Origin of the sequence: Chryseobacterium joostei (assembly GCF_003815775.1) — a bacterium.
Taxonomy (GTDB): domain Bacteria; phylum Bacteroidota; class Bacteroidia; order Flavobacteriales; family Weeksellaceae; genus Chryseobacterium; species Chryseobacterium joostei.
Genome location: NZ_CP033926.1, coordinates 4,145,734 through 4,170,760 on the forward strand (window position 1 = coordinate 4,145,734; position 25,027 = coordinate 4,170,760).

General features: G+C 36.3%; 9 protein-coding genes. 8 read left to right on the top strand and 1 reads right to left on the bottom strand.

What is annotated here, in order from left to right; translation table 11 throughout:
• Positions 1–4 precede the first annotated feature (4 nt).
• The 8 genes from EG359_RS19015 (at position 5) to EG359_RS19055 (ending at position 23,949) form a co-directional block, all read left to right on the top strand.
• The gene (locus EG359_RS19015) at positions 5–3,196 is read left to right on the top strand and encodes an efflux RND transporter permease subunit (RefSeq protein WP_076356430.1); all 3,192 of its coding nucleotides are present in this window, start codon (positions 5–7) and stop codon (positions 3,194–3,196) included.
• Positions 3,168–4,625, top strand: a complete 1,458-nt coding sequence (locus EG359_RS19020) for a TolC family protein (RefSeq protein ID WP_076356432.1) — start codon at positions 3,168–3,170, stop codon at positions 4,623–4,625. The genes EG359_RS19015 and EG359_RS19020 overlap by 29 nt, the downstream gene beginning before the upstream one ends.
• Before the next feature lie 681 nt (positions 4,626–5,306).
• Entirely contained in the window at positions 5,307–8,585 is a 3,279-nt protein-coding gene (locus EG359_RS19025) for a hypothetical protein (RefSeq protein ID WP_076356434.1), read from the top strand.
• 4 nt (positions 8,586–8,589) lie between these two features.
• Entirely contained in the window at positions 8,590–9,504 is a 915-nt protein-coding gene (locus tag EG359_RS19030; protein WP_076356436.1) for a hypothetical protein, read from the top strand.
• A gap of 103 nt (positions 9,505–9,607) precedes the next feature.
• Positions 9,608–16,447, top strand: a complete 6,840-nt coding sequence (locus EG359_RS19035; RefSeq protein WP_076356438.1) for a hypothetical protein — start codon at positions 9,608–9,610, stop codon at positions 16,445–16,447.
• A gap of 5 nt (positions 16,448–16,452) precedes the next feature.
• A complete protein-coding gene (locus EG359_RS19040; protein WP_076356440.1) occupies positions 16,453–21,069 on the top strand; it encodes a hypothetical protein in 4,617 nt (1,538 codons plus the stop codon).
• 503 nt (positions 21,070–21,572) lie between these two features.
• Complete coding sequence (locus EG359_RS19050; RefSeq protein ID WP_076356442.1) at positions 21,573–23,105, top strand: M20/M25/M40 family metallo-hydrolase; 1,533 nt, start codon at positions 21,573–21,575, stop codon at positions 23,103–23,105.
• Positions 23,106–23,253: 148 nt separating this feature from the next.
• On the top strand, positions 23,254–23,949 hold the full coding sequence (locus tag EG359_RS19055; RefSeq protein WP_076356444.1) for a hypothetical protein: 696 nt from the start codon (positions 23,254–23,256) through the stop codon (positions 23,947–23,949).
• A gap of 105 nt (positions 23,950–24,054) precedes the next feature.
• Here the strand turns inward: EG359_RS19055 and EG359_RS19060 are convergent, their stop codons facing one another.
• A complete protein-coding gene (locus EG359_RS19060) occupies positions 24,055–24,945 on the bottom strand; it encodes a DUF2490 domain-containing protein (RefSeq protein WP_084180518.1) in 891 nt (296 codons plus the stop codon).
• Positions 24,946–25,027: the final 82 nt, after the last annotated feature.

Sequence of the window (25,027 nt, forward strand, 5' to 3'; positions counted from 1 at the left end):
TAGTATGTTTAAGAAATTCATCCGCAGACCTGTTCTGTCTATTGTAATCTCATTGATTATTGTGTTTTTAGGGATCTTGTCATTGGTAAAACTTCCGGTGACCCAGTTCCCATCTATTTCTCCACCTAAGGTAAACATCACCGCAGAATACCCTGGAGCCAACAACGAATTATTGATTAAATCTGTTGTTATTCCATTAGAAAGAGGGTTAAACGGTGTTCCGGGCATGAAGTACATGACCTCGGATGCCGGTAATGATGGAGAAGCTTCTATTCAGGTAGTATTTGACTTGGGAACAGATCCCAACGTAGCTGCCGTAAACGTTCAAAACCGTGTATCTTCAGTAGTAAATAAATTACCACCGCTGGTAGTTCGTGAAGGGGTGAAAATTACCCGTGAAGAACCGAATATGTTGATGTACATTAACCTGTACAGTGACGATCCTAAAGCCGATCAGAAATTCCTGTTCAATTATGCAGATATCAATGTGATGTCCGAATTGAGAAGGGTAAGTGGGGTTGGTTTTGCCGATATCCTTGGAACCCGTGAATATGCAATGCGTATCTGGCTTAAGCCGGACAGACTGACTGCCTACAATATTTCAGCTGATGAAGTAATGGAGTCCCTGAATGAACAAAGTTTGGAAGCATCTCCGGGTAAAACGGGAGAAAGTTCTGGAAAACGTTCGCAGTCTTTTGAATACGTACTAAAGTATCCGGGTCGTTTTAATAATGAAAAAGATTATGGAAATATCATTCTAAGGGCAAAGCCTGATGGTGAGTCTATACGTTTGAAAGATGTTGCAGATATTGAATTCGGAAGTTCAATGTATGATATTTATTCTACGTTGAATGGTAAACCTTCTGCTGCAATCACTGTAAAACAGTCTTATGGATCCAATGCGAGTGACGTTATCAAAAATGTAAAAACTTTAATGGCAGAACTGGAAAAAAATAATTTTCCAAAAGGGATGCATTATGATATCAGCTATGATGTTTCCAGATTCCTTGATGCCTCAATGGAAAAGGTTATACATACTTTATTTGAAGCCTTTATATTGGTAGCAATTGTTGTATTTCTTTTTCTTGGAGACTGGCGTTCGACATTAATTCCGGCACTGGCAGTTCCGGTGTCATTAGTAGGAACCTTTGCGATAATGTCAGCTTTCGGAATTACGCTAAATATGATATCACTCTTCGCCTTAGTAATGGCGATTGGGGTAGTTGTAGATGATGCCATTGTTGTAATAGAAGCAGTTCATGCCAAGATGGAGGAAAAGCATCTCTCTCCATTAAAGGCCACGGAAGAAGCAATGCACGAGATCAGTGGGGCAATTATTGCAATTACGTTGGTAATGGCATCTGTATTTATCCCGATTGCATTCATGTCCGGACCAGTGGGAGTATTTTATCGTCAGTTTTCTATTACGATGGCTTCCTCCATTATCTTATCAGGAGTTGTAGCCCTTACGCTTACACCGGCATTATGTGCTTTAATCCTGAGAAATAATCATGGGAAAGCAAAAAAGAAAACACTGATAAGTATTTTCCTAGATAAGTTCAATAACCTATTTACAAAAGGTGCCGGAAAATATGAGAAAATGCTTAATAAAACGGTTACGAAAAAAACGATTACGTTACCATTGTTACTGGCATTTTGTGCATGTACTTATTTCTTGAGTAACTCCCTTCCTTCAGGATTTATTCCGGCAGAAGATCAGGGAATGATTTATGCAATTATTCAGACGCCTCCGGGATCTACTTTGGAAAGAACCAATCAGATTGCTAAGGAGCTTTTAAGAGAATCTGAAGATGTTGATGGGGTACAGTCTGTTTCTTCTCTTGCAGGATACGAGATTCTTACAGAGGGTACAGGATCTAACTCAGGAACCTGTCTGATCAACCTTAAAAGTTGGGAAGAACGTAAGGAGTCTGCAGCGGAGATCATTGAAAAACTGGAAGAAAAAGCTAAAAATATTCCGGGAGCCAATATTGAATTTTTCCAGCCACCATCCATTCCTGGGTATGGTGCTGCAGGAGGGTTTGAGTTACGTTTACTGGATAAAGCAGGAAGCGGCGATTACCATAAAATGGAACAGGTAAGTAATGACTTTGTTAAAGAATTGAAGAAACGACCGGAGCTAGGATCTGCATTTACATTTTATTCAGCCAGTTTTCCACAATATATGCTTAAGGTAGATAATGATCTTGCAGAACAAAAAGGAGTAACAATTGCAAAGGCGATGGATAATTTATCAACATTGATAGGTTCCAACTATGAGACCAGCTTTATCCGTTTCGACAGGCCATACAAGGTAATTGTTCAGGCAGGTCCACAATATCGTGCGTTACCTACTGATCTTTTAAAATTATATGTTAAAAATGATAAGGATCAAATGGTACCTTATTCGGACTTCATGCATCTTGAAAAAGTATATGGTTTATCAGAAATCACAAGGCACAATATGTATAATTCAGCAGAGGTGAGTGGAACTCCGGCGCCGGGATATAGTAGTGGTCAGGCAATTCAAGCCATTAAGGAAGTTGCAGATAAAACACTCCCAAGAGGATTTGGTATTGACTGGGCAGGTATTTCCAAAGATGAAGTAAGCCGTGGAAACGAAGCCGTATTTATATTCCTGGTGTGTTTAGGGTTTGTATATCTGATTCTTTCTGCGCAGTATGAGAGTTTTATTCTTCCGTTACCGGTAATTTTATCCTTACCTACGGGTATTTTCGGAGCATTTTTATGCTTGAAGCTTCTAGGATTGGAGAATAATATCTATGCACAGGTGGCTATGGTTATGCTTATCGGGCTTTTGGGTAAGAATGCCGTATTGATCGTAGAATTTGCTGTACAGAAAAAAGCAGAAGAGGGAATTCCGGTTGCAAAAGCTGCTATAGAGGGAGCTGCTATCCGTTTCCGTCCGATCTTGATGACTTCCTTTGCCTTTGTTGCGGGATTGATTCCTTTGGTTATTGCAACAGGCCCTGGAGCCGTAGGAAATAGAACCATTGGTACAGCAGCAGCAGGAGGGATGTTGATAGGTACGGTCTTCGGGTTGATGATTATTCCGGGATTGTATTACATCTTTGGAACCATTGCTGAAAAGTCGAGACTGGCAAAATATGAAGAGGAAAATCCTTTAACAGAACAAACTGAACCTTATGAACATGATGGAAAATTTGAAGACTAAAAATATAATAGCTGCCATTGCCTTATCTCTTGTTTTAGCAAGTTGTAAGGCTCCAATGGCTACAGTCATAAAAGATGAAGTTAAGACCAATATACCTCAAAACTTCAATCAGGAAGAACAACAAGACGCCAATAATAACAGTGGAACAACCCCTTGGAGACAGTTTTTTACCGATCCAAACCTGGTAAGCCTTATTGAAACAGCTTTAAAGAACAATCAGGAGCTACTTATCACTCTTCAGGAAATTGAAATTGCCAAGAGTGGAGTTTTAGCTAAAAAGGGCCGATTAAGCCCAACTGTTTCAGCAGGGATAGGTGCCGGATTGAAAAAAGCAGGACGTTATACCAGTGAAGGAGCCGGGGATGCTACTACAGAGATAGAACCAGGAAGAGAAATGCCTGATCCACTAGGTAATTTCGGTGGCGGATTAATGGCCAATTGGGAAGTTGATATCTGGAAGAAACTGAGAACAGAAAAGGAATCAGCGGTTGCTCACTATCTTTCTACAGTAGAAGGTAAAAACTTTGTGTTGTCTAATCTTATTGAGGAAGTTGCAGATAATTATTATGAATTATTGGCTCTAGATAATCAATTGGATATCATACAGCAATATATTAAGCTTCAGCAAAGAGCCTTGGAGATTTCCAAGATTCAGAAAGAGGCTGCAGCTGCAACAGAGCTGGCTGTGAAGAAATTTGAAGCAGAACTGGCAAAGTCCAAGGCTTCAGAATATACCATTCGTCAGCAGATTACGGAAAAGGAGAATGAGATCAATGCTTTATTGGGAAGATATCCACAACCGATTATCAGAACAAAGGAGAACTTCATGTCTACTATTCCGCCGACTGTATATACCGGGATTCCGTCACAATTATTGGCCAATCGTCCTGATATTAAGGAGGCAGAATTGGAACTAAAATCTTCAAAACTGGATGTTGAAGCAGCGAGAAAAGAGTTTTATCCTTCCCTGGAAATCTCCGCAACACTAGGGTTGGAAGCATTCAAGCCATCTTATTTAGTAAAAATGCCTGAGTCTATAGCCTATAATCTGGTTGGAGAACTGGCAGGACCGCTTATTAATAAAAGTGCTATTAAAGCCAACTTCCAGACTGCGGATGCAAAACAGATACAAGCATTGTACGAATATGATAAAACTATTCTGAATGCTTATTTGGATGTAGCCAATCTAATGTCTAAGATCAAAAATATAGATCAGTATTATCAATTAAAATCTCAGGAGACAAAAGCCCTGGATCAGTCCATTGATATTGCCAATCAATTATTCAGAAACTCCAGAGCAGATTATCTTGAAGTTCTTTTGAACCAAAGAGATGCACTGGATGCCAAAATGGAGCTTATAGAAGCCAAACAAAAACAGCTAAGCACTGTGGTGGATATCTACAAGAGTCTGGGTGGCGGCTGGAAATAAAGAAATATCATAATTCAGTCAATAAACAGTTAATGTTTTGGGGTCAATTCTTCGGAGTTGGCCCCTTTTGTTATTGTATACTTTGCTATGATGGCTGTAAGTTAAAAGAGAAAGAGAATGATTTTAATTCTAAACAAAGGCTAGGATCCCTCCAATTCAAAAAATACAGTAAATAGACTGGGAAAATTTTATATCAGAACACGTCTTGGTTAATACTTATATACTCATGCTTTAATAATTATAATTTTTTTATACCAAAAAATATAACACGACGAGTTTTGACGTTGGTCACAAATACTTTTGTATTGTAATAAAAATACAACAACTATGACCACATTTTTTCAAACACTCGATTGCTTCATCAAGAAGAAGAAATCACAAATTCTAAAACTTACCAACACATTAATTAACCAATTTTTAAAATCACATTGACGATGATAAGTGATGCTATTCACATTACAATACCAATGTATTTTATGTAACCAACTACACAAAAAAAATATGAAACAACACAAAAACACCAAATTTTTAACTATACAATGTACCTGCGTTTCTTGCAGAGATTACATTTAAATTTTGATAATAACACAATGAAGTTATTACAAAAACAATCTTCAATGAATTCTAAAATTTGGAATTTATTGAATCACACCAAATTTTAATTTTTAATATTTAAAAAATATGTCAGTAAATATTAAATCACCCACTTCTTATTTTTTTACTGAGTTATCCTTTAGTCAGGGAGCAGGAGATAAGAGTTTTGGTGAGCTCAATGCAAATGAATTCCAGATAACAACCAGCTTTCCTGGAGCGCTTAAAGCGTATGCTGTAACAGATGGAGTTCTATTTTTTGCCAGGCATGGCAGTACAAATGATAAAGTTAATATCCTATTAAAACCTTCCACACCAGTTGACCTCGGTGTTAAAGTTAAATATTTCGTTTACAGAGGAGTTAATGCAAGTGATTTATTTAAGACAGTGAATGGAAAAGTTCAGCTTAATGATTCTAGCAGCTTAGAATATTTAAATACTTTTTGGCAGGAGTATATAAGCTTTTATGGATCAAATTCAGAATTTACAGCAGATAAAATCGGGTATTTATCAGATACTTCTTCTGGATCTTCTTCTGAAATTATTAAAAAATTTTTCCCAAAAGATTCTCATAATTTAGTACGTGTAAAAGCAGGTACTCATATAGGTAACTTTTTCAGTGGTTCTGGAGGGTTTGAAATTGTAGTAGATGAAGGTGACTTTTCCCAGAAAAAATCTGATACCGGATTAGAATTTGATTTGAAGTTTGCTACCGCAACCTCTTGTACATTGAAATTGAATGGTTCTAATTCTTTACCTGATGTTTTTGGAGGAAATGAAAATTCAAATATTGATGCTAAAATTTTCCGGGAGAATATTTTTAAATTTTTAGATCCTGCAGCTTTTTATGGTTCACACGTAACAAATAATGCACCTAATGGTAATACAGGAAGTATTTGTATAGGAGGTACCGGTACATCTTATTCTACAATGGATGACATTTATAACAATTTTGTTAAAAAGTTTAAAAACAATCTTAAGACCTACTTTTACGTTAAAGGAAATGATAATAGGAGTTTAAATTTTTATAATTCAGACAATATATTGAAAGTAAATGGTACCGATTATAATTTAAGTACTTTAAATTGGCCTATTATTGTTCTTCCGTTACCTTACTGCAATATAGAATTTGCAAATGTTGTTCCCAATGATTCATTTTTCAGTACCACTTTTTTATCAAGCAGCAGCAGTTTTTCTGTGCCTCAAAAAAGCTACTTTTTTTCAAAAATTGTGTCGAATTATGTATGTAATTTACCATTTGTTAATTCTTCAGGAAATAAGATTTTTAGTAGTTTCACCTATTTGGTTTACAATAAACCTACCAGCCCGCTTGACTCCTTTTTTGGTCCTGTAAATTTGGAATCTGTTTTTGAGAGAGAGGATTATACAAGTAATCAAGGATCAATAGTAAACAACCTAAGACCTGTACTGATAAAAGAAGGGAGTAATATAGGAATTTATAAGAGTAAACTTGTTTTGGAAGGATACTTAGCAGATACAAACCCAACAAACATACCAACAGATCCTACAGTTTTGTCCAAAACTCTTAGAACTTATATCCTTTTGCCTCAGGAATCTACCATTTCATTATCAGATGTAAGCAAAGGAGGACTTAATGCCAGATACTATACTGCTGTAAATGATGCTGAGAGCTATTGTAAAACAATATATGAGAAAGGTAACATATGGAAAGGTAAGATACGTGATGTTCAGGACGTTAATGCATTATTGTATAGGAGAAAAGATAATGATGATGATAATGCTCCTATTTATCAATTAGGAATTTCACAGGCAGATTATAAGAAAATGGTGGATGAAGTTTATACTATAGATGATAAGGCAACAAATTTAACTTTCCATTTTGAGAATGAAGTAACTGATGCCAAAAGTTCATTTTATAAGTATGATCTGAAAGTAAAATTTGATAATAAAAATGGAGAACGTAAACAAACAATAAAATACGTTACAGTATATACTATTGATGGTTGTTTCTTCTTTAGCAAGGATTATTCTGATAATTTTAAATTCTTCGAAGAGTTTGCCAATATTGCAGTAGATTTTTTACCCATAAATCTGTCGTCTTATAATTTTGGATATGAATGTGGTTTTGATTTTATCGGCTTTGAGGGTAGAGAAAAATACTACGATGTTATAGGGAAATATTATAATAAATCTACAGGACAACTTGATAATATAGATGTTTCCAATGGAATCGATTATCAATTTAGAAATAATAAACTAAACTATTTTAAGCTCTTAAGTAAAAACTATAATCATAAACCTTCAAATTGGAGACATTCAGGAACTGATTTCGCTTTTCATACAGATTCATTTATAACTCTTTATCCTGGGAAAGAGACCACTGTAAAGTTGAAATTTACAAAATCTCAGAATCCATCGAAGCTGTATATAAAGTATAATAAGAAATATGTAGCTATAAATAATTCTACTGCAACCCCCTCATCAGATGATGAATTTGCAGAATTTGAAATCCCAGCTACAAACTATACTACCATCAATACAAATTATACGATAAAAATAAAGTCTTTACAGGCTTCAAACGTAGACATTCCTATTGAAGTGTTTGCAGTAGAGGGAAGTAAAAAACTGTTGGCAGGAAAATGTTGGTTATTGAAAAATTCGGAAGCTTATATACTTAAAACCATCTTGGTAAATGTTCAAACAAATACAACAGGAACAGTGAAAAGTGGTTTGCCAAGTACAGATTTGGTTCAATCGAAGTCAATACTCAATAATTTTTTAAATCAAGCTTTTCTGAAAGTAAAAGATGGAGATACTACTAAATATCTTAATTTAGACTTAACAAATGATCCGGGCTTTAAAGTTGCAGGTACTAATGTGGGATCTTATTTAACGCCTTATACAGATAGTGGTATTACCTATTATGCCGTAAAGGATACGGAGGATGTATTTGCCCATTGTATGACAAAATTAAAAGATGAGAATCCGGGTATTAAGATAGATGACTTTTTGGTTTTATTTTTCTTTGACGAGCCTGGAGGAACTGATGGAGGAACTGCCGGAATTGCTGATAAAATAAGTGGCTATAGAGGAGCTAGGATTTATAGGCATGGATTGAAAAGAAATACTATTGCTCATGAGGCATTACATTCCATTGCTTTATATCATAGCTTTGATAATGATGGCGAGTATACTTTCCGAATAACTTGGTTAGTTTTGGGATCAATAATTCCTAGTCCATCACCAGTGCCTACAGATAATGTTATGGACTATTTTCAATTCAAGCCTACAGATGAAGATAAATTAAGAAAATTTATTTGGAAATGGCAAATGAATAAAATTTGGAAAATGAATTACAATAATAACAAACTAATTAAAGACACATAGAAATATGAGAAATTTTTTATTGATACCTTTTTTGTGTATTTATATCTTTTCATCAGGACAAGAGTATAAATCAATTAGAAATATTACTGGTCAAAACTGTTCTGAAATAGCTTTTGAAGAATATCAGACTATTAAAGAGCAATATTTACAGCATTTGCAAAAAAATCTGGAGTCAGTTATTAATAGAAATAACAACTTTTACATTAAAAGCAAACTGGATAGTGTTATGGCTGCTAAAAGTATAAAAGATCTGGCAGATCTTAATCTGGAAGATCAGAAGTACAGGTATCAATTTAATTTCAAATATAAAAACTATAATGTCTATGGAAGATCACCATCTTCAACAGCAAGTAATTTATATTCTTTAGATATTTTAAGAAATAATAAACATCTGGAAACGGTAGACTTCCTTACTGATGGAGGGTTCACTGTTGAAATCTATGCCAATAGATACAAAATGCAGGAAATTTATTCTGCAAAACCTGGAAAGTGTACTTATTCTATAATGGACACCTACATGAGTAATGTACTTGTTGGAAATAGTTTAATAGATAATGGACAGGAGATTGTATTTACAGACTGGGATAAAAAGTTTAAAATTTCTGACGACATTCTATTAAAAATGTTACCTCGTTTATTCCCGCAAGCTATTCAGATACAAAAACAGAATGTTAAAAATATGCTTGGCAAGGATATGGGTTCAGGAGCGATTCTCAGTAATGATGATTTAAAAGTCGCCTACCAATATTTAGATCAGATTTCGAAAAATTTCAATAATGATTTTAAAGATTATAAAAAGTCCATACAGTTTGAAAAGCTTATTAGCAATAATAATACTCCAATCTGGAAAATTACGTATGGAATAGTTATTATTTTGAATGGGAATACTGGTAAAATACTAAGTGTGTATAATAAGTAAAAATTATATATGGACAAATATTTCACCAATAAAACAATCAAAGTAATATTCTATAATTCTTCTTGAAGAATTATAGCACTAAATAATAAAATATTAATAAATTATGCCAACCACAATAATACAAAAACCCTATTATCCAAAGCTATCAAATTTAATTAGCTTTAATAATTTACCGACGGGTTTAGATTTTGTTTCAAGTTTATCTCAGGATATTTTTTCTAATTTATATTATAAAAATTATCAGGCAAGTGTAAGTCCTTCGGGAGAGAGTGCTTTTTATAGCATGAGTCTTGTTGCAAAAAAGAGAATAGAATTTGATTTAGTCTATGGTTTAAAGTTTATACTAAACAAAGATCACCAAGATAATACAATTTCTTCCTTTCCTGTCACACTTCAATACAATTGGCCAATCATTGGCTATCTATCAAGATTTAATCTCAATAATTTTTCATTCTCACCAAAAGAAATTTTTAAGGTAGCCTTAATTTCACTTAATCTAACAGAGAGTGATGTAATTAATCAAGCCATTAATGTTTTCGTTAATACTACAGGTGATCCTGTTAATAAATTTGTTGATGATTTGAATGCTGAATTGAGCGGTTTAATTTCGTCTCCAATTCCTTATCCAAGTTCTGATAATAGAATTGAGGAATTAATTAGCTCTATTAATACAGCATATGGAGAAGGTGCAGCTTTAGCGGCCTTTGCAACATATATTGTAAGTAATATAAATAGTTTTAATCCCAAAGAAAGACTAAAATCTTTCTTTAAGAATATCTTACCAGAAGATATTGATGAATATATCAGAAGTATCATTACACCTAGTGCAAAGATTACCCTTGAAACATCCGCATCCATCGAATTCCCAAGAAATATCCTGAAGCCTTGGACTACTAATAGCAGTGGCGAATTAATACCAGATCCAACTCCGGATGCTAAAACCTATTTCAACTTTGCAAAAGCGGTGCTTTATGCAGATACTGTTTCAGGAATCGGATATGATGTAGATATTGCAGGATCATTAGGCCCAAGCACATATTCTGAAATTGGGAATACAGGATTACTGGTTCAGCTGGACAGACTGAAGCTGGATTTAAGTAAAACAAAAAATATCCCTGAAGCAGATGCCTACGGATATTCACCAGATTTTACAGGAGTTTATGCAAGAGCTGTCTCTGTAACATTCCCACCAAAATGGTTCTACGATGAAACTAACCCACCAAGCAGCTCAAGTGCAACACTAAGACTGGGAGGTTATGACATGCTTGTAGGAACAGGAGGTGTTTCCGGAACTATTATGCTGGAATCTGTTCCTGTGGCTCATCAGGGAGGTGGTTTTGAATACTACAACGATAAGTTTGCATTCAGTTATCCCGTGTCATTATACAATAAGGATGCGACTACAGGAGAAATTGGTTTAGTAACAGCCAATAATTATGCAGAGTTGAAAACTATCTTACAAGGTTTAAAAGCAGCTTCAGATGCACCATTTGCATTTAAGTTTCCGCTTTCTCTGACACCTCTGGCACAGGCAGATCCAATTGTTTTTAACAACGGTGCCAATTACCAGAATTATTTATCCACTTTAAATGGTAATAATGCCATGATGTGGAAAAGGTTAGGTGGAAAGAATGGATTTCAGGTAGGTTTCAAATCCTTTGATGTCACATTGAACAAGAATTCAGTGGTTTCATCCAATATTAAAGGAGGTTTGATTATTCCTAAATTCACCTATCCTACAGATATGCCTGTTGTAGGCGGACAGCCAGTTCAGCTTGAAGTGGCGGGTCATATCGAAGCCGACGGAGATTTTCGTCTTACAGCCGCTACTGCTCCACCTTTTCCTGTACAGCTAGGGAATGTTATGAAACTGCATTTAAGCTCTGTTGAACTCGGAAAAGAGGACAATAAGTTTTATATTGGCGCTGCTGCAGACATTGAATTCTTGGGAACTTTTGGTGAACTTTTAAAAGGCCAAAAACTAAGTATTTCCGCATTAAGGATCTACAGCGACGGGCATATTGATTTCCGCGTAAACGGAGGAAATATGGTTCTTCCAAAACCAATTAAAATTCCACTTGGACCTACGGAAATTTCAGTTACTGCTATTCACTTCGGTTCTCATGAAAGAGAAAGAAAAGGAGTGATGCGTAAATACAACTACTTCGGATTTGACGGAGGAGTAAGTATCGGAGTAGCAGGAATTGATGCCCGTGGAGACGGAATTAAATATTACTATACAACTGATAATAATGAAAATGATCCTCAAAAAGATCCGGATTCTTATCTTCATATTCAGACGATCCATATTGATATGGTTATTCCGGCTAACTCAAGTGACCCGAATGTGGCGATCAAAGGATGGCTGTCTATTCCAGAGCCGGGAGCATTCCAGGAGTATAAAGGTGGAGTAAGCCTTAAAGTTAAAAACCCTAGAATTGCAGGAGGTGTAAACATGCGTTTAGCTCCGAAGTATCCTGCGTTCCTGATTGATGCCAATATTGAACTTCCGAATCCAATTGCATTAGGACCGGTATCTATTTACGGCTTCCGTGGATTATTAGGATATCGTTATGTTGCTGAAAAAGCAGCCATTAATATGACTTCTCAAAATACCTGGTATGAATACTATACAGCTCCGGAAAGAGGAGTAGGTGTTGAGAAATTTAGTGGTCCGGATAAAACGGAGAAATACAATTTCCCATTCTCTTTAGGAGTTGGAGCATTACTTGGGGATACCATGGCCAACGGAAATATTATTTCAGCCAATGCTATGTTATTATTATCACTTCCATCCATGGTTATGGTGGATGCGAGAATGAAGCTTCTGGCAAAAAGAGTTAATTTCCAGGATGATCCACCATTCTTTGCGTTCTTCATTTTTGGAGATAATTCATTGGAATTCGGGTTTGGTGCAGACTATAAATTCCCTGAAAGTTCAGGAGATATTATTAAACTGTACGCAGAAATTCAGGCAGGTTTCTTCTTTAATAATCCATCAGCATGGTACATTAACTTTGGAACACAGCAGAAGCCAATTCAGGCCAAACTATTAAAGGATCTCTTTACACTGAAAGCATTCCTGATGATTTCCGGAAAAGGAATTCAGGCCGGTGCAAGAGGAGAATTCAGGTTTGACAGAAAATTCGGCCCTGTGAGTATCTTTGTTTTAGCCTATCTGGAATTAGGTGGAAAAATCAGTTTCCAGAAACCTCAGATGGGTGCTTATTTTGAAGCGGGATTAGTGATTGATATCAATGTGAAGATCTTCCGTATTTATGCGGCGGTAACCATTCTTCTCGCAGTAGAATCACCAAAACCGTTCCTGATCTACGGAGCATTTACGGTCGCATTTAAGTTGAAGATTCTGTTCTTTAAGATCAGCTTCTCTGCAAAACTGGAACTGAAATGGGAATTTAATAAAGAAGTGGACAGAACTCCGGTGAAGCCATTTACAGAAATCCCGGGTCAGGAAGATAGTCTGGTGAAAGGAATCAGTATGTTAACCAATGAAACATTTGATCTTCAGAGAGCAAGTACTACAATGTACCCTGATGTTTCAACTATTAAAAAAGTAGTACCTCTTGATACCTATATTGATATTAAGACAACAAAAGGATTGCTTCCGATAGCAGCAACAAGTGCTACCATTGGTGGATTTACCAATCCTGCAGCCAATTCTACTGATATGATTCCGCCGGATAAAGTAATGAAAGGCCTGGAACTAAGACAGGTAAAACACCAGTATACATTAGAAGCCATTGAAATTATGGCCAATGATGGAACTTCAGGCTGGAAGAAGTATGATCCGTTCAAAGCAATGGAACCTGGCAACCTGGCATTAGATAACCTGAGAGTAGGACAATGGCAGAAAAAAGATAATCAGTACAATGCGATCAGATTATTGGGTATGACCCCATTCTCTTATACAGAGCAGGGAAATGCCGGATGGTTTATTCCTGAACAATACGGAATAATGCCATCTACATTATTCTGTCAGGGGCAAACTATCCAAGATTCAACGTCTGATTTCCTTGAGAAACCTTTGAATACATTGTATTATGCTTCTTCATCCAACTTCTTCCAAAGTGAAGGTGCTTCTTACCAGATTGCCGGGGATGTACAATATACAGTAGATCCAAATGGAAATCCTGTTATGCAGGGGGATCATGCAAAAGTTTCAGATGAAGCAAATAACCATGGTTTTGCACAGTCATTATTGTTTAAAAATCATTCTCCGCTTACGATCATGCTGCCAAATCCGGCTGCCAAGATCAAACTGAAGTTGAGTACATACAGCACAGGGGTAACCGTGTCTTATTACACTCCTTTGATTGATTTAACCAATACGCAGTCCTTTGTACAATATGATGTTCAGCAAGAGTATTATTCAAAACAGGATCTTGAGGCTCCAATCTCACCTTCAGTTATTCCGGTAGGTGGAATTACAAAAATTGTAATCACTCCGGATTCGGTGGATAACGATGAGGTTAACCTTATTCTGCAACAGATGGCAGAACTTATGAGCCAGGGGTACCAAATAGCTCTACAACAAGGTGGTGTAGTAGGTACTGTATCCCCAAGTAATCCTGAGCTATATACTGAGCTTGAAAGAAAACTGGAAAAACTACAATCCAGAGGTTGCGAAGGTGTTGCAAAGGAAAAGTATGAGGAAGCTTGCTCATTGTATCCTAAGATGGTTGAAATGTATAATAATTATTTCTTCACATCATTTGATAGAAGAGGTGGAAGTGTACTTTTAGATGTAGATTTTATCAGAAGAAATCTTGATGCAGGTATTTATCAGTCAATATTGGAAACATTAAGAGGCAGCTGGATCCCAACTCTGGCGTATGAACTAAATGTTGAACAGTATGGAGCATTGTTAGAAGATCTTATAGGTAGTATCAATGTAAGTAATCCTGACCAACAGGTAGTTATTGGTTATTTTGATCGTTTAAAAGACAAACTGAAGCAGATTAATAACTTATTGCTATACATGAACCCGTGCGAAGATTCTGTACTATGTAATCTGAGTGCCTATCTTTCACAGAAAGAATTCGGAATATTTAATGATAAGCCACCTCGTTCCGAAACTCCTTTATATTCAGCTTATAGAGAGTTTATTAGTAATAATCCTTCTTATGAATATCTGAATAAAATTTTAGAGAGACAAATCAATACAATTGTAGCCATTAGGTTTATGGGATGGTCAGGGTATGCCATGTATAGCGGAGATTTCGATACTGCATGTGAAGACATGATCTCTATTTTAAGAGATCTAGGAAACTGTTCCAGTCAGAAAAAATGTTTCACACTATTCCATGAAGTAAGTTGGTTATCTGTGGAAGATCATTTTTACAATGTGAATATTCCTTCTCTGGCAGCTGTTACAACGGAGACACAAGCAGCAGTAAATGCAATTACAAGGTCTATTCAGCCAGTATGGAGACCAGATACGGGATATTATGTGAAGTTTACATTAAAGGATACTGTAGATAACGGACAAGCTCCGTCGCAGTCATTAAGCTATGCTTATGCATTCCGTACAGCAGGACCTTTAGGCTTCTTCCATTTAGATAAGGATTCTACCTATGGGGAAATTAAGATTAAAGATTCTACCAATGTTATAGAAGATACCATCGGAAGAATCCGTGATAAAGACGGAAATCTGCTTCCTGTTGTTGCGGGAGAAGAACTTACTCCGCATCCGGATTTATACCCTCATACATCATTGAGACCTTATATTGATTATGAACGTTCCTATCCAAATGCAGATGGAAATATAGTAAGTGCCAAACCATTATTCTATAATGATGAAACAACGAAAGTATCAATGTACTTTACATCTAGCTATGTTTCCAAATTATTGGACGGATGGGATGAGTATAATGGAATGAAAAAATTAGGAGGTTCTATGAAGATCCTTATCAAGGATCCTGTAGAAGATATTACTCTTGTGAATCCACCAAGACTGTTTTCTGATGAAACCACTGTAATAACTAACCCTGCTAATATCGCTCAGACTATTGAAAATTGGGCAGTAGATCCTAGCCCGGCAATTCCACCAGTAATGCAGCAATACTTTAGTATGTTGAATAATGGACAAAACTGTACCGGAATTGTGAATATGGAACCTCCAAAATCTGTGTATCGTACCATTAAGTTTAAAGGGCTGAAACCTCAAAAACTTTATACAGCACAGGTTATGAACTTCTATTGGGGAAAAAATAACAATGTAGATGTTACCAATATGACCGAGGAAATTAAACAGAAATATGCGAAAGAAGTTCACAAGTTTGTATTCCAGACTTCCCGTTATGCAGACTTTGCAGAACAGGTTAACAGCTGCTTCATTAAGTATAAAGATGCAAATGGTGCTGAGCAGACAAAACAAGCAGTTTATAGCATTGGAAAAGCTTTAACATCAGAAAAGCTTAAGGCTGCCTGGGCAATTGTTCAAGCAGATCCAAAGAAAATCTGTGACAATCCTTTAAGCCAGTCTATTGCAATGCAGTATCAGCATCCGTTTGACAGAATCGTTCAGGGATTATTTGGAATTACTCCACAGGAAGATGCACCTACAAATGAGTTCAATAAAATTATTGATACTACAACAGGAAATGTAGTGGCTATTCTTGTCAGAAACCCAGAGCCATTCAACCACCCTAGAATTCCTATTGAGGCTGTTAGCAGAAATGTAGCTTTAGATCTGGACGGAATGGTTGAAGTTCTTAAAGAGGTAGGTGTAGGATTGAAACCTGAAAGAGATATGAACTATTCAATGATCTATTCAAAAGATTATTCACAGGTTCTTATCATGAATGCAGAACAGCATATTGCAGAAACAAATATGATGTTCCAGTTTATCTATAAAACATGGAATGGTGGTGAATACAAGCTGGCAGATAAAATTAAAGTAGAAAATATCAAAATAAACTAATAGAAATGTCTTTCAATATAAATAATAAAAAAGCATCTTCAGGAATTCTTCCTGTTACTAACCCTCTTGTACAATCCAACTGCCTGTATCTACAGGCGGCTGGGTCCAAGGGAGAAGAAAGTACTTCAGGTATTCACCTAAGATGGACCCTAAAAGGGCAGTTAACAGAGCATTTACCAAAAGGAGACCACCATGCAGGTCCGCCTAAAGGATTTAACAAGCAAAATGACTACGTCAATGTTTATAGAACCAGATACGAACCTCAGGTAAGAGAACTTTATCTTACAAATCAGCCAACCACGGTTATTGATTCCGAAGGATTGTGGTTATATGGTAATAGTGAAGACGGGATGTTCCGTGTATACTTCAGAAATAAAAACAAATATAACGAGGTAAGAAACCAAACGGATCCTTTTTCAAATCCTATGGGGTTTCTAGAGCAGTATGGAAGTAATCTTATTGAGGTAGAATCCAATCAGAAATTGTTCTTTGCAACACAGCTTACATCCAGTAATAATGGGGTTGCCAAAACAGAAGTACTTTCTGTAGAAACCAATCTTGCAGGGCTTTCTAAAAATGTAACTTTCAGAAGGACTATCTCAGACTTTTCACAAAAAATCTTTGCAGAAAACGGAAGAAGTATTCGTTTTATTCCAACAGCAACAATTATTACCAAGATTAGTTTTGAGTTCTATGAAGATATTATTTTCAAAAGAAACTGGGAACAAATCGGAAAATTTGGACTTTCCGTGGATGATGGAGAGGTTTTACGTAGACTAGAACCTAATCCGGATAGACCTGTTCATGCAGTCTGGGCCAGATATAACGATGATGAATTTGTAAATATCAGAAACTATGAGACAAAATGGGGACATATGCCTGATCAAGGAAATACCATCAGAGATTCTGTTAAAAGGTATATAGATCTTAGCCAGAATCCGGATAATCCTTTAGCCATTGATCAATATTATTCTACTGATAACCCTGACGATTCAACCCCTTTGGAGTTCTCTCATTTCAATAATCTTCAGATGGCGGCATTAGACTATCACGTAGCAAGAATGCTTGGGTTAGGGCATTTGGATTTAAGAGACGAAGTTTACGATGGAAGTCAGTATCTGTATATTGCCCATTATGAAACTCTTGTAGATCTGAAAACAGGTGAGCCATCAACTAAAATTGATCACCTCTCAATGTCATTGCCAACTTCCTTAGAAGATCAGCGTCTGTCTCTTCCCGTTCGTTTAAAAGCACCGGTTCCGGGAATGGTTTCAGCAGACCCTACAGCGGGAACTACTATGAGCAGCCTTACCGATGCAGATGGATATACCCATGACGGTACAGGAAGATATTTAAGCCTGATGATTGAAGAGCTAACTCCGGATGAGCCGGCAAACAGCCCGTTTTATTACTCGACTCAAGAGTTTGATATGTCCAAATTCACCTATCCCGTATCCGTAGGAATTGAATATAAAACTAAAGGAGACACGAAATGGAATCTGCCTGAATTACCAAACGATCCTAATTTCCTGAATGTATATTCAAATGGAGATGAAGCACATAACGAAACGGTAGCCATTGCTATCCCGGATTTTGGAAACCCTGCATTTGTACATAAAGAAACAAAATCAGGAATCCATATGTATGGTTCTTATGGTGTTAACTGGTTCTCAAGAGCAAAGTCTTCACCCATTATCCAGCAGATCGAATCAAAAATTAAGCCTGTCAATACACTATTGCCTCCATCCAGTATCAGTGCGTTCCTAATACAGGAAGAGCTGCCAATATTGCTTACCTCACAGAATGAGCAGGATATGTATAAACTAAATCCGGCGACTGATAAGACTTTGGTAAGGCTTACTATGGAGTATGATGCTTCACAGGATATTATTTCCTACCAAAAAGCAATTAACGGAGTGGATCTATCTACCTTTAATCCTTTGCCGGATAATGAGGAGTTATTTGCAGATAAAATTGAAGTTTTCTATCGTCCTGAAGCATTAAAGCAGGTTTTTGGAATGATTGATACGGTAACGGATCTGCCAGGAAATCCTCTGATTTCTGTAATTAAAACCAAGGCTTTACCATTAGCCAGTGCCGGATTAGTAGATCCTGGAGTTATCCAGAGTGTGACCCCAACGATTCCTGGATCAGCTTTTCCTAATTATATTGGAGGAATTTTTACCGTAGGTACAGATGATTATATTATCCATAATATTGTGCCAGGTTCAAGTCCGGACTTTCCGATTTTTCATATTCTGAAAATGCAGATTGGAAATGCATTCGGACAAAATACCCCGATTCCTTTTGATCCTGCGAACTTCTTAGTGCCAAGTGCCAATGTATCTTTCATGGTAGCTGAGAATATGCAAAATACAAGTTCATGGGGAGCCGTAAACCCTCATTCTCTTAAAATTCAGATTGGAGATAACTGGCCGATTCATACAGAAGAAGTTACCATTGAATCAGGACAGGCACCGGATATTACCTACAATACATACTACAGGAAATTTAGAGGTATTAAAAAGAATGCAACCATCACGAGGGTTAACGAACCGGGAGTTCCATTTACAGGACTATATGAATTTAATTTCCCTGGATATACCTTGAATAAGCATCCTCAATTTTCTGATATTCCAGGTAAAGACAGTGTACAATGGTATAGAGGAAGTCTTCGTGTTTCTGCTGTAGGACAGCAGGGAGCTGAGAAAAGAATACTTAAGGTGATTCGTATTGATAATATTGGAAGCGGTGATTTAAGAGTTTTTGCTTTAGACGAATCCCATAGTGATACAAATCCTCTGCAGCCTGATGTTCCAAGAACAGAAGAAGTGAATTTCTATCCAGGGTACAGAGCTTATCTTCACTACAATGCACCATGTCGTTTGACCAAGGATCATGTGATTCCTCAAGACCCGGATGTGTTAGAAAAATACAGCATTTTCGGAGCCAGAGCCATAGACAATACCTATGTCGGATATAATTCGAGAATTTCTATTCCAACCATGATGTTTGGAAGAAGAATTGAAGCTCCTGCAACTCCACAGGCACCTTTGGGATCTAAGTATGCAACCAGACCGGATTATTTCGGACGTTCATCTTATGCATTTACAACGCAGTTTAATCACAGACCATTCAGTGTAATGTATCTTCGTAGTAACGACGATATTTTATTGAGTTCATTGTATAATTATACCGCCGATAATCAGGTTCCGGCTGAGAATTCTATAGAATTTATCAGAGAAAAAAACAGTGATGAATTCTTTAATTCAAGACTTCTGGAATTGGCCAATGCAGAATATGACCACTCTACAAAGCTCTTCAAAAAGTATAATGGATTTGGATTTCCGCTTCCCGATAATGAAGATTTATTCAAGAATATCAACTTGTTTATTAAAGACCATAATAAACATTTTCAGGAGAATATCAGCCCTGTAACTCCACCTCAGATGACTAATCTGGAATATGAAATTATCCCGAAACATCCAAGTGGAAAATATGGTAAAGTAACATTCTATGATTTTATTAAACAAACCATTCAGAATTCATATGTTCCATTAACGGAAATTCCAATTCTGTACCAGCATATTAAAGGAGGAGAATATCAGCCTATTCCAAAAGCACAGGTAATCAGGGCCAAAAACGGGGCATATCTTAACCCTACCTCTCCGGATTTCGATATGGCACCAATGATGAAAGTGGTAGGAAATAATAAAACAACGTTTGTAGATTTTACATTAGACGGTGCTTCTACAAGTGTTTATTTCTACTCTGTAAAAGAAGTCAATGCACAGCTTGTACAGGGAGAAATGAGTACAGCGGTAGGACCTGTAAAAATGGTCAATTCATTCCCATTAAAAACACCGGAAATTAAAAGTGTAATTCCTGTTTTACAAGATGAAGAACTGGGTATTTCACCAAAAATGCAGGTTACAATTAATTCCTACAAGAAAATTTATAATGTTAAGAAAGCAAAACTTTATCGTGCCCTTACCATGCAGGATGCTGTTTCTGTAAGAACAATGAAGCTTGTAAAAGAGCTGGATTTGGAAGCTGCAGGTGTTTTGAATGATAAAGTATGGACATTGGAAGATGATTTTGCAGATTTACTGGAAGTACCATTCAGTGATCCGTTATACTATCGTGTAACTGTTGAAGCTGAGGTAGAATATGCAGAAGCAAACTATACCGGAAATCCTCAATCTGATGTTGTTGTAACAGAATATGCTCCGTCTGAAGCATCCAAGATTATGGTGACTACGATTACGGAAAATGTGTTGCCAAAATCTCCTTTCATGCAATATAAAGGGACTTTTGGAAGACAGGGGTTAAGTAATGTAACATTTACATGGGCTAGAATGGCCTATAAAGCAAAATACCATGTTTATAAAATGTCTGAGCAAGGAAATTGGAGAAAGATAAAAACTCTGGAAGATAATAGTTCTGGATTGAAAGCCTCAATTAAACTAGCATTAAAGGATACTAATTGGGGTTCAGGCTCTCTAGGTTACTATGATGAACAGGGAAATATATTGGCTCATCATTTTAAAGTTGTTACAGAAAACACCTCAGGGATGTTTAGTAAGGATGAAAATATTTTAACCATAGGTAGAGGATTTTAATTGTATTTAAAAACATCTACATAGCAAGTAGCTATAACGGGGAGTATCATCGGGTACTCCTCGTTTTATTTTTATTGACTTAAGAAATGAATATTTTATTTCTTTAACTTTGTTGTTTCCCGTGACTATGGAAATAACATCAACAAATAAAATGTAATTATGTCAATTACAAGCGACGATCAGCTAATCGGAATGCAGAAAGTAGGTGAAGCCGTTGCTTACAGGCTATATGACGCAGTATGAACATACAATTGTAGTGACAGGCGGAAAACCAATCATTCTGACCCAAATGAATGATATTTTGAATTAATATGCTACTGATTTAAATAAATATAATCCCTTTCTAAATCTAGAAAGGGATTATTTGTTTACATAAAATAAAGTATAGACTAAACAGATTTTTAATTGCATTGTAATATTGAAAAGCCCGGTTTTAAAATTGTTAAAAATCAAATACTTTACTATATTTATACAATCAAACCACATCACAAAACCTCTCTGCCATGAAAAAAGTTCTTTTATCCATTCTGGGTATTCTTATTATTCTTGCTGCCATACTCCTGATCAAGACTTACACCTATCCTTTTAAGAAAAATACATCCGGATCCGGCGAGGAATGGAAACCTGTAAAAAATGATTCAGCAGTCATGCGCTTGTCAGGAGGAATAAAGATTCCAACTGTTTCTACAGGGAGTTTGGGAGAATTTAATTACGCCCCTTTTGGTCAGTTTAAAGAATATCTAAAAAATTCCTATCCTTTGGTATACCAGAATACAGAATATGTTGAAGTAAATCAGTACGGTTTAGTTTATAGACTTAAGGGAAGTAATACGAAGTTGGAACCCATTTTATTTCTGTCCCATATGGATGTAGTTCCTCCTGGAGATGCCGATATAAAAAATAATGAGGAAAATGTTTTCAGACCCGATGACAAACCATCCGAACCTGTTGCCAAAGTTGCTGAAGATTGGGATTATGCCCCTTTTTCAGGTGCTGTTGCTAATGGAAGAATTTATGGTAGAGGAGCCATAGATATGAAAGGTATGCTTTTTTCCTTAATGGAATCCATGAATAATTTGATTAAAAATAAACAAATTCCACAACGCGATATTTACCTTGCTTTTGGTTTTGATGAAGAAGTAGGCGGGCAGAAAGGAGCCATACAGATTGCAGATTATTTTAAGAAAAAAGGGCTGAAGTTTGATGCTGTATATGATGAGGGCGGATTAATCATGAGAAAAGGAAACGTAGCAGGGGTAGATGCAGACGTTGCTGTAGTAGGTTGTGCAGAAAAAGGTTTTCTTTCCGCAAAAATAAAAGTAAAGGGGCTAGGTGGGCATTCCTCTATGCCTCCAATGGAAAGTGCCATTGGTAAGGCTGCTGTGATTATGCAACGGCTGGAAGATGATCAGATGAAACCTGTCATCACCCCATTAATCAAAGAATTTTTTAATAATATTGGAGGAGCCATGCCATTTACGACCAGATTGGCATTGGCTAATCAATGGCTTTTAAAACCCGTGCTTATCTCACAACTCACCAAAAACAATACAACCAATGCATTGGTAAGAACCACAACAGCTTTAACGATGATGAAAGGCAGCGACGGAACCAATGTACTTTCTCCCGAAGTAGAATTTGTCGTTAATTTCAGACTTTTACCTGGCAATACGGTGAAAGATGTTCGCGAGCATATTGCAAAGGCAACCAAGGGCTTTGACGTAGAAGTAGAAGAGATTGATAATACGAGAGAAGCCTCCGCAGTATCTCCTACCAATACAAAGGCATTCAAATTAATAGAAGCGGGAGTGAAGGTGATTCATCCCGGAGCCATCGTATCTCCTTACCTTACCATGGCCGGTACAGATGCCGGTAAATATGAAATTGTAAGTAAAAATGTCTACAGATTTATGCCTATTAAAATCAACAGTTCGGAGCAGCAGAGTATTCACAGTACCAACGAATATCTAAGCATTGAAAATTATCTGAAAATGATCCATTATTTTGAGTATCTGATGAAAAACTATGATAAGTAAGTTGTTGTAGAACTTAAGATTCAGCATCCGAATTATGAACGAATGAAGATTAATTCTTTACACTTCATTACATTTCACAAGAAAAATATATTGCGTCAAGTTTTGTCGCATTAGCGTAATAGCTTTGTCATATCAAAATTACAGAGCTATGGAATTGCCGTTTTACTTAAACTTTAAAGACTTTGAAAGAAATTATTATGATAACCTTGAAAAATGGTTTGAAGAATATTATAATACAAATGAAACAGACTATCTGAAAGCTCTTGTAGCTTTATATAGCCCTTATCTGTACTACAACTTTACAGAGAATAGGCTAAAGGCAGATGCTTTCATTGAAATTAAAGACTGTTTTTTTCCTTATCATGAGAGAATTGGCATCTCTTTCTGTGCTGATTGCGAAAAAGAAAATTCTTCCAAAAAGGGACTAAACCAAATATTTGAATTTAAAAATATTTCGATGATGGAATATGCGCAGCATATTTTGGATAAAGTCAACAAGTATTGTTCAAAAAATAATACTGCTTTAAACGGAAATAGAAATATTCTGGATTACATCAATGATCATCATATCGTCACATCCGTAGAGGGGGTAGGATATTGTATCAGCTACAATCGTCACCAGAAAGTAATTCCATTTTTAAAAGCATATCTGCCATATTACGGGCAGACCGTGAATATGGAGACTTACAAGGACTTTATTTTTTCCATTGTTGATATTGCTGAGTTTATTGATCAGAAATTGAAGACAGTACGGGCATTTGAACATTCTATTTACCATCAGTCAAGAGCTGAAGCAAAATTCAAGGTACAGATGAGCCGTCAGTTTCTCACCTTATGTAACTAAAATTTTACACCAAACATTCATACTTAATTATATTGTGGAAAACCTTGTATTTTCCAAGCAAAATCCCGATCAGAAATGGCCGGGATTTTTATATTCATTATATAATTACTTTTTATAAGGAATATTCCAGATCAGATCTGCAGCCAGATAATGCACACCACCTTTGTGAATACTGTTGCTGTCCCGAATCAGATTATCCATATATCCGATGTCTACAGTAAAAGGGGAATGAGGGATATTAAACATATAATAAGCAGAAAGACGCATTTCCCGATATCCAAAAGAATTCCAGTGCTGTTCCGGTTCATTAAGATGACTCACAGAAAACAGAGCTTCAGCACTTATGGCCAGCTTTTGATTATTTGTTTGAGATAAATTGTAAGTCAACTGGCTTTTGATACGGGTTCTTAATTGAAAATCCTCTTCCACCTTATGAAAATCTGCATCAAAGAACTTTCTGAATTCCTGTCGGACAGTATTTTTGAGTTTAAATTTCTTTCCAAGATTAAAAGTATAGGCATATCGTCCGTAGATCCTGAATTCCTGTTCAGTATTTTCTTTTTCATAAGGAGCATCACTTTCATATTGAGGTTGTCTTCTGTAGCTGATGGCATAGCTGTATTGCTGATGAGGGGCAAAGGAATTGTAAACCTCATGATTTAATACAAAAATGGCTTGTTTTGAAAACAGATTATTATTATCCGGACTACTTTTCCGCCCTATGGCAATATAGCTCATTGTTTGCTTTTTTCCCAAGGAATCCAGTTCACGCTTTACTCCAAAGGCAGACCAGAAAGCTGTATTGGCATCTCCCAGACCTGGAGGACTAATCTGTGCATTGACTACACTTCCCATACAACCTAATATACCAAAAATTACAAGAACTTTCCTTAAACTGAACATATCAGATAGCTGCTTTACTATAAATGTTAAAACTTGTAAAACCATAAGATTGGATAAGGATAACGGAGATATCGCTTGAGAATATTTGATCATAACAAATTTAGATGCTTTATGTATTGAGTAATTATTGAAACACAATCAATACTGTTTAAAAACAAGACAAAAGTAAAGGGTG

Bases quoted from the DNA above. Each gene is read 5' to 3' on its own strand.
- EG359_RS19015 (WP_076356430.1), top strand. From the start codon at position 5: ATGTTTAAGAAATTCATCCGCAGACCTGTTCTGTCTATTGTAATCTCA.
- EG359_RS19020 (WP_076356432.1), top strand. From the start codon at position 3,168: ATGAACATGATGGAAAATTTGAAGACTAAAAATATAATAGCTGCCATT.
- EG359_RS19025 (WP_076356434.1), top strand. From the start codon at position 5,307: ATGTCAGTAAATATTAAATCACCCACTTCTTATTTTTTTACTGAGTTA.
- EG359_RS19030 (WP_076356436.1), top strand. From the start codon at position 8,590: ATGAGAAATTTTTTATTGATACCTTTTTTGTGTATTTATATCTTTTCA.
- EG359_RS19035 (WP_076356438.1), top strand. From the start codon at position 9,608: ATGCCAACCACAATAATACAAAAACCCTATTATCCAAAGCTATCAAAT.
- EG359_RS19040 (WP_076356440.1), top strand. From the start codon at position 16,453: ATGTCTTTCAATATAAATAATAAAAAAGCATCTTCAGGAATTCTTCCT.
- EG359_RS19050 (WP_076356442.1), top strand. From the start codon at position 21,573: ATGAAAAAAGTTCTTTTATCCATTCTGGGTATTCTTATTATTCTTGCT.
- EG359_RS19055 (WP_076356444.1), top strand. From the start codon at position 23,254: ATGGAATTGCCGTTTTACTTAAACTTTAAAGACTTTGAAAGAAATTAT.
- EG359_RS19060 (WP_084180518.1), bottom strand. From the start codon at position 24,945: ATGATCAAATATTCTCAAGCGATATCTCCGTTATCCTTATCCAATCTT.